Below are 7,346 nucleotides of genomic sequence, written 5' to 3'. Positions count from 1 at the left end.
CTGTTTCATTTGCAACACTCCCACTGCTCACGCAGCCTCTAGTGTGTTGCATCCACCGGTTGAATCCGCCCCTGAAACCGGGCGGAGTATTAGGGTAGTTGACAGGTAAAAGGAAGCGCATTTTAGGGAATGGGACTCAGCTTCGACTACGAGGGGAATGCTGAGGATCACGCGGTTGCGGCGTCGAGAATTTCTCCGTGTGAGCCAAACGGGGTGGCGGTACGCTGGTCTGACCCGGCATGCGGATCAACGTCACGATCACCGCCGTGGATTTGAAAGAGCTGCTCGCCGTGCGCTTCTGCACGAACGACGGTCACGCGCGCGTCGAGCTTGGCATGAAGATCAGCGAGCAACTCGATGTGATCCCTGAGCAGCTTCGGGTGACCCAGCGCAGCGCGTCGAATATGCGTGTCCGTGCCGCGATCTCGGCATCAAGGTTACGCCGGCGCGCCGCCGCGCATCCTCCCTCGCGACGCAGCCCGTGATCAACCTGATGCGCGATGCAATCCGTGCTAAAACTCGATTCGCGCCTTCTGTGTCGGGCGCCGCGGATGGCCGTTCTCCGACACCGTCGACGGCGCGAACGCGAGCGCCAACCTGTACTCCCGGGTGGAGTCGTGCAAGGCGAATCGCATCGTATCGACCCGTATCGCTATCTCGCCCGGGTTGTTGCCGCGCTTTCCGCTGGCGAAGACCGTCGATGACTACGACGCGCTGTTGCCGTGGAAAATGTCCACAGGCTGCCACTAACCAACCGTCCAAGATCCACCCGAGACAAATATGGCCGATCCGAAACAGATCAAAGCATACATCCAGGACGCAGCAGGAAAGCTGGTACCTCTTACCGTGGATTCCCTCGTTCTGGAATTCCCGTCAGGCGACTCCCTGGAGGTCTCATGGGAAACGTCGCATCCGGATGATCCTCGGCCGGTTTGCATCCTGGTGTAGGGCGGGCGTCGGGTTTCCAAATCTCGGTCGGAGGAAGAAATGAATGCGCTAACCCGATCAACGTCGCTCTCGCTCTTACCCTCAGCTGCGAACCTCGTGCTGATTCATCCTGCCTCGTATCCCATACGTAAGCACGATTAATATTCTGCTTCGCTCAAGAACAACGTCTCTCAAATTGGCACGCCTCCGAGAGGCTTCAATGATGGACCGCTTACACATGCTCGATTCATATTCACACAAAAGCGCCGCGACCGTGATATGGCACGGTCGCGGCGCTTTCTCTGACTAGCGGAACAAGCTGAGCCGGCTGTTATGGTTGATTGACGTTACCGGCAGCGGGTGGCGTCCTGTTACTGTGGGCCCGATGCGGACATTGCAGCCGAGGCGCGCGCACGTGATTGCTGCACTGTCTGGTTGCGCTCGGCTCTGGCCTCAGCTTGTTGTTGCCGGGCGTGCTCTCTGGTTTTGGCATTCGCGGCGCGTTGCTGGCGGTTAGCCTCGCGAACTTCCATCCGCTTCTGGACGATGGAGTCGCTGTGAGTCGCACTAGCCGCTGCTGCCGGGGCCGCATCAGCAGGCGCGGCAGCTTGTTGGGCGATTGCCGATCCAGAGGTGACGACGCCGAACACGATCAATGCAGTGGCGAATCTGAGGGTGGTACGTACCATAATTTCAACCTCGACTGGTTAAGATAACTAATCAATGCATAAAGCATGATGAAGTCGCGATTTCTCAGTGATTCTCGCGCTTCTACGGTGGCCGACTTTTGCGTCTTGCGCTTACTTCTTTCGAAAAAAACATTCGAGTTGCTTTAATTAAATTGCTGACCGGTTAGTATCCAGGTACGAGGCCGAGATGTAACCAAGGCTAAACCCAACATCGTCTCCGCAATGCGAGGACCACTGCGAAACGCCGATTCGAAATTGGGCGGGGAAGTTGAGGGGAATCGATTCGTGCTGTCATGGTAATTTCTATAGTCGCCCATACCGATTTCATCATCTCTCGTACGGCGCAGTCTCGCACAGAGTCGCTGGTTTGATCAATGCAACGATTGTGAATTTCAGAAGTCAAGAGAAAATGCTTTCGTTGAGCATAGGCTATGGGATGTCGATGTGCATGGTCCATTTTTGTGAGTCAATTCACACGATTTTTCCGTGTTGTGTGCGTCATGTGAAGTGACGTTTGTTGACTCCAATGGGCCGTCGGTTATCAGCGGCTTTTTTCTTTCGCCAATGAAAATTCTCGGACGCGTCACTGTTCAGTGATACGAGCCATACGTGTTCACAGACGTATGATTTGTCGCATGCGCGAAGGAGCATCTCGCTCCTCAAAAGTATGTCATCCAAGGCAGGTTTCATCCAGAAAACGACGAGAATGATGATGCCGAAGCGCGGAGAGTCGGCATTCATTTCCCTTGTTCACCTACATGGCCGCACGGCCCTCTCTATCCCCGGATCCAAAAACTCTCTGTACCGCTTCAATGCGTGAACTTACATCGAGCTTCTCGAAGATGTTTTTCAGATGCCACTTGACCGTCTCGGGTGCCAGTTTCAACGACCGGCCGATTTCCTTATTCGAAAGGCCGCGGCCAACGCACGTGAGCACCTCCAACTCCCTCACACTAAGAACATCCGACGACATCGGCACGGACTTAACAGACTGGGACGGGGACGATGCCGCAGCTGACCCGCAACGGTCGTCGAAAGCTGCCAGCAATCTGTCGACATAGGCCGTTTCGACGTTAGAGACGTCCCCTAAGACGTGGCGAAACCGTTGCAGTAACACGCGCACCGGTTGCCCTTCATCCACGAAGCTGTTAATCATGCCACTCGCCCGTCCGATGCATAGCGCTCGTCCGAGCGCGACAAGCGCCCTTTCAGAAGCTCCGCATTGTTCTAATGCGCGGGAAAGTAGCACGGAAATAACCGTCTCATGAAAACGCAAGCCGATAGGTTCCACAGTTTCCAGCGAACGCTCAAGAAGAGGGACGGCCTCATCGGCGTGGTCCTCAGCAATCAGAACGCGGGCCTGCAGAAGGCAATAGCTTGCCCAGGTTTCCACAGCGGACCCCGCCCTCCCTTCGCACATCATTGGCACGCTCGCGCTCAGTTCGTCGGCAATCTGTCTGGCCCGGGCGACGTTTCCGTCTACAAGGAGCAATCTTACCGTCTCGGCATCGCACGCCACCTTGAGACGTAGCCATTGTCGGTTTGCAGCGACCTGTCGACCGTCTTCGAGAATAGCCAGCGCCGCACCTTTCTCTCCGTCGCGCCACAGAAGGCGCGACGTCGCAAGCGTATGCCGGACCAGTGCTCCGAGTCGGGAAACCTCTAAGGCAATCGTTGTGCGCCCCTTGATCAACTTCCGCGCTCGCGGAAGATCATTGCATTCGTAGTAGATCGACGCGAGGCTACCCGCTACCATCACGGTACAGGACGAGAAGTGGCCCAAACCATTTTCGGCGCGCTCTAACGCCTCCTCGAATATTCGCCTTGCTTCAGACAACTCACCATGTAGCAGAGCAGCATGACCGTACATCGCGTGCCGATTCAGGTCTGAGTACATCGGCTGCTGACTCTGTTCCATCTGTTCATTCGCGATGTTCCATATGCAACGTATCTCGTCAAACCTTCCCCTATACATCAAGCCACAGAATTGCGCCGTTTGGGCATAGCGCTTCACCCACGGTGCCACAGACACCAATGAGGCTTCGGCGGCACGCCCCAGCTCGAGCGCACGTTCGCTGTCGTCACTATTAGCGGCGATCATTGCGCGGATGGCGTTAATCTCCGCCACTGCAGCTTTATCGACCTTGCCAGGGTCATCGCGGCGCTTCCGATCAAGCTCGTGCGCAACAACGCGAATTTCCTTCGTGGCGCTAGATGTCTGAAGCAATAGCGCGAGCGCCCACGCTTTCGCGAGATGCAAGCGTAACCGCCCCTGGACGACATCCGGGGGAAGTTTCCTAATCCAACCCAGCAACGCGTACGGGTCACCGCGTTCGAGCATCTCCATCGCACAGTTCTCGGCCCACTGTGCCGCCTGCTCAAATTCCCCCGCGGCCAACGCATGCCGGACGGCCTCGGGCCACAGACGTGCGCCTGCAAGCCATTGGCTCGCCCGGTGATGCAGCAAAGGGACCTGTTGTGGCATCAGGCGGATAAGGCGGCACCGAAGCGCCTCGGACAACAGTGCGTGATAGCGGTACCAGTCTTGTGTTTCATCCAGTGGCCGGATGAACACGTTATGCCGCTCGAGCCAGTCGAGCTTCTCGCCGCTTCCGCTTCCCCCTCCCATGATGGCATTGCAGACGGCGGGGCTGAGCCGTTCGAGAATCGACGTGTACATCAGGAATTTCAGCATCGGTGGCGGCAAATGCGCCAGCACCGTATCGTTCAGGTAGCGATCAATTCCGGAGCTGGTTCCGGCAAGGTTATTTGCAAGCCTGGCCGCATCACCCACCTGCTTTAGCGCAAGGGAAGCTAGCTGCAAACCCGCCACCCACCCTTCAGTCGCCCCGTTCAGCAACTCGACACTGGTTCGGTCGAGCGGCACAGTCCCTGTCTGGTCAAAGAACGCCCGCGCCTCGTCAATCGAAAAACGGAGATCGTCCGCATTGATACGCATTAGCTTCTCTGGAGCCGTAAGCTGACCGAGCCTAAAGGCCGGTTCACCGCGCGCTCCGAGCAGCACGAGCATGTTTTCGGGGACGTAGCGCAGCAGACGGGACACAATCGCAAGAACGGGTTTCGCGGTCAGACGGTCGACGTCATCGAGCACGAGGAATACGCTCCGCCCACATGCAGCGATCCCGTTCAGGAGTACTGAAGTGACTGTTTTGATGGGAGTCAGCGCATCTTTATTCAGGAGCTGTTGCGCCTGGCAGGCCATCTCTGCGGACGCCCGGGCGAGTGCCGCCACCAGATAGGCACCGAACAGCTGCGGATCATCGTCTTCTCCGTCGAGACTGAGCCAGGCAACCGGATGTTCTTGCGCCAGCAGCGCTTCTCTCCATCCCGCAAGCAATGTGGTCTTGCCAAAACCCGCAGGGGCGGTCACGACGGTTATGCTGCGCGGCGGTCGCTCACGTATCCGCTCAAGCAACGCGTGCCGTTGCACGCAGCCAGACGGAAGGCGGGGCGGGATCATTTTGGTCTGGATCAGCGACACGCTCCATTGGCGATCGGTGCCGTCTAAAGATGCGTTCATGATTGCTTTCCTCCAGAACCCCCACAAACGACCACCCGTAGGAGGGTCCGGATGTCTCGGTGGGTGATTTTATTATCGTGCACGATGAGCTTTTCTGATGCTCAACGCTGCGCAAGGAATTACGCACCTCATGGGCAAACTTGCTCCTTCGGTAAGCGCTTCGTCCACGTCCATGCCGCCAGATCCAGGCTTGCACAAACGGTTCGACATGATCGTTCAACTGCTTGAGTTAGTCCATACCGCGCGCCTTTGCATACTCGCCGAAGCTAGAGGGGGTCTCGTTCGTTTACGTTTAGGTGGAATCGCTGGGGCAATCAAGCTGCCGATTTTATTGCTGGCAGCGTAGCGAAGCGTGCTTCATCCGGTGTTTGGTCGGCGAGCCTCGAATCGGCGTGAACGCAAGATGCAGGGTTTCTGCGACCCCTCGGCGAACGCCGGCGTTTCTTTCGCTTTGGGTCCAATCCGTCAGCACTTTGCTTTGCCCCGACACCGAACGAAGGCGGCCTGCCATCGTGTACAACCCACGGGGCGATTGCTCGCATGCTACGACTAGGAGGCGTGCAATGATCCCAAGCCCTCGCCGCTTGACGTCGCCGGCCAGCAAACGCCTATACACCAGACTCGACGTTATCTCGTGAATTGAACGCGTTCGCTACCGTATCCAGTGCTCACGCGAAGACTGTCGGGAGCGACTTCGGTGGTTCGGGAAGTCGCCGCCAGTCATTATCCGCGAGAGTGTCGGCGCTATCGCAGACGTGGCGTTCAACTGAGTCCACGATGTTTCAATAGTTCAGAAAACCCTCTGGAAGTCTGGATATGATGCTGACAAACAGCTAATGAGTCGTCGGTGCGGCCGCTCTCGATCTGCCTGGCATGCCGGGATATGGCTAACTGGTTTATCTGTTTGCTGCGTAATGTTGTGACCGCAGCCCAGTTTGATTGGGCTGTCGCTCTGCGAGACCGTACGTTGTGTCGGCGCAACCGGTATGACGCTCGGGACAGAGTCGGTGACTCCAGTGGTCGTCAGGTTTGGTCGAACTTGCTTCAAGGTGTTCTGGTTGAATGGTCCGGATGGAGGACATGCAAATGCCTGGAATGAGCGAGGAATATCTGTACGAGTGGTCGCCCGGCGGTTCGCTAATTTTTCGTGTACCGGGAGCAGTGTCCCGGTTGGACTCGCCAGGCGACACCGCCACTGCATTCGGCGAAGTGCGCAATAGCCACGCGCGGGAAGTGCAGATGGACGCTACTGCGAAGCGCAATCAGCTCGACATTGTCGACGACGTCGAGCGCGGACTGGCTCAGAATGAGTTCTTTCTGGTGTTTCAACCGAAGCTGCGGGTGCCTGAAGGGACGCTGTCTGGTTTCGAAGCCCTGCTGCGGTGGCGCCACCCCGTGCGTGGCATCCTGATGCCCTCGTCGTTCATCAGGGTCGTGGAAAACTCACGACTCTCAGGTCGTTTTACCGACTTCCTCTTGGCGAGAGCGGCGGAGACCCTCGCAGACTGGGCTGCATGCGGATATGGCTCACTGTCGCTCGCCATCAATCTGCCGGTCCGGGAACTGGCGCGGGAGGATCTGCCGGGCAAGCTGGTCAGGGTGCTCGCCGCTCAGGCTATCGACACGGCAAAACTGCAGATTGAGCTGACGGAAACCACCGAGCCCGGGCCACCCGACGAACTCGTGGCTGCCGTCGATTCGGTACGGGCCACGGGCGTCAGAGTCGCGATTGACGACTTTGGTGCTGGATACTGGTCGCTGAGCCTCTTGCATCGACTGGCAGTCGATGTGCTGAAAATCGACCGCTGCTTTATTAGCGATATTCCCGCCAATGCCCGATCGACGGTCCTGCTGCAAGCGCTTGTTCGACTGGGGCAACTTCTCGGCAAGCAGGTCGTTATCGAGGGTATCGAAACCGAAGCGCAGTTTGTCTGGGCGAAATCGATGCCGCAGGTTGACTGCCAGGGTTATTACATTTCGATGCCCGTTCCCGCTGCGCAGATTGACGAGCTTGTCATGCAGCACGGGCTGGTGAAGATTTCAGGCTACATCCAAGTGATCTCGTACGAGCCAGGGTGGACGCGCAACTAGTCTAGGTTGACCACTATACACACACAGATGGACATCCAGGAACTCATGGCCCGCACGCATCGAACAGTACTTTCAGTGTGGCCACTTGATCGCTGCAT

The 7,346-nt window shown here is 57.4% G+C and carries 3 protein-coding genes and 2 pseudogenes; 3 read left to right on the top strand and 2 right to left on the bottom strand.

The genetic code is table 11. The annotated features are described in order from the left end of the window. Nucleotides 1-293 precede the first annotated feature (293 nt). Together PQR02_RS39010 and PQR02_RS39005 are read left to right on the top strand one after the other, a co-directional pair. A pseudogene (locus tag PQR02_RS39010) lies at nucleotides 294-471 on the top strand (IS66 family transposase zinc-finger binding domain-containing protein); the annotation flags it as partial. Between the two features lie 51 nt (nucleotides 472-522). Then, nucleotides 523-750: pseudogene (locus PQR02_RS39005) on the top strand (transposase domain-containing protein); the annotation flags it as partial. Nucleotides 751-1,298: 548 nt separating this feature from the next. Here PQR02_RS39005 and PQR02_RS39000 read toward each other — a convergent pair. Then, nucleotides 1,299-1,616, bottom strand: a complete 318-nt coding sequence (locus tag PQR02_RS39000; RefSeq protein WP_408243159.1) for a hypothetical protein — start codon at nucleotides 1,614-1,616, stop codon at nucleotides 1,299-1,301. Between the two features lie 754 nt (nucleotides 1,617-2,370). Next, nucleotides 2,371-5,157 (bottom strand): winged helix-turn-helix domain-containing protein, encoded by a 2,787-nt coding sequence (locus PQR02_RS38995; protein ID WP_408243158.1) that lies wholly within the window; start codon nucleotides 5,155-5,157, stop codon nucleotides 2,371-2,373. A gap of 1,095 nt (nucleotides 5,158-6,252) precedes the next feature. Between PQR02_RS38995 and PQR02_RS38990 the strand changes: the two genes are divergently transcribed. Next, nucleotides 6,253-7,248, top strand: coding sequence for an EAL domain-containing protein (locus PQR02_RS38990; RefSeq protein ID WP_408243157.1), 996 nt, complete (start codon nucleotides 6,253-6,255; stop codon nucleotides 7,246-7,248). Nucleotides 7,249-7,346: the final 98 nt, after the last annotated feature.

The sequence above is a fragment of the Paraburkholderia sediminicola genome (assembly GCF_046026895.1).
Classification (GTDB): Bacteria; Pseudomonadota; Gammaproteobacteria; order Burkholderiales; family Burkholderiaceae; genus Paraburkholderia; species Paraburkholderia sediminicola_C.
Note: the sequence above shows the minus strand (reverse complement) of the source record. Positions and strands in the feature narration are given on the sequence as shown.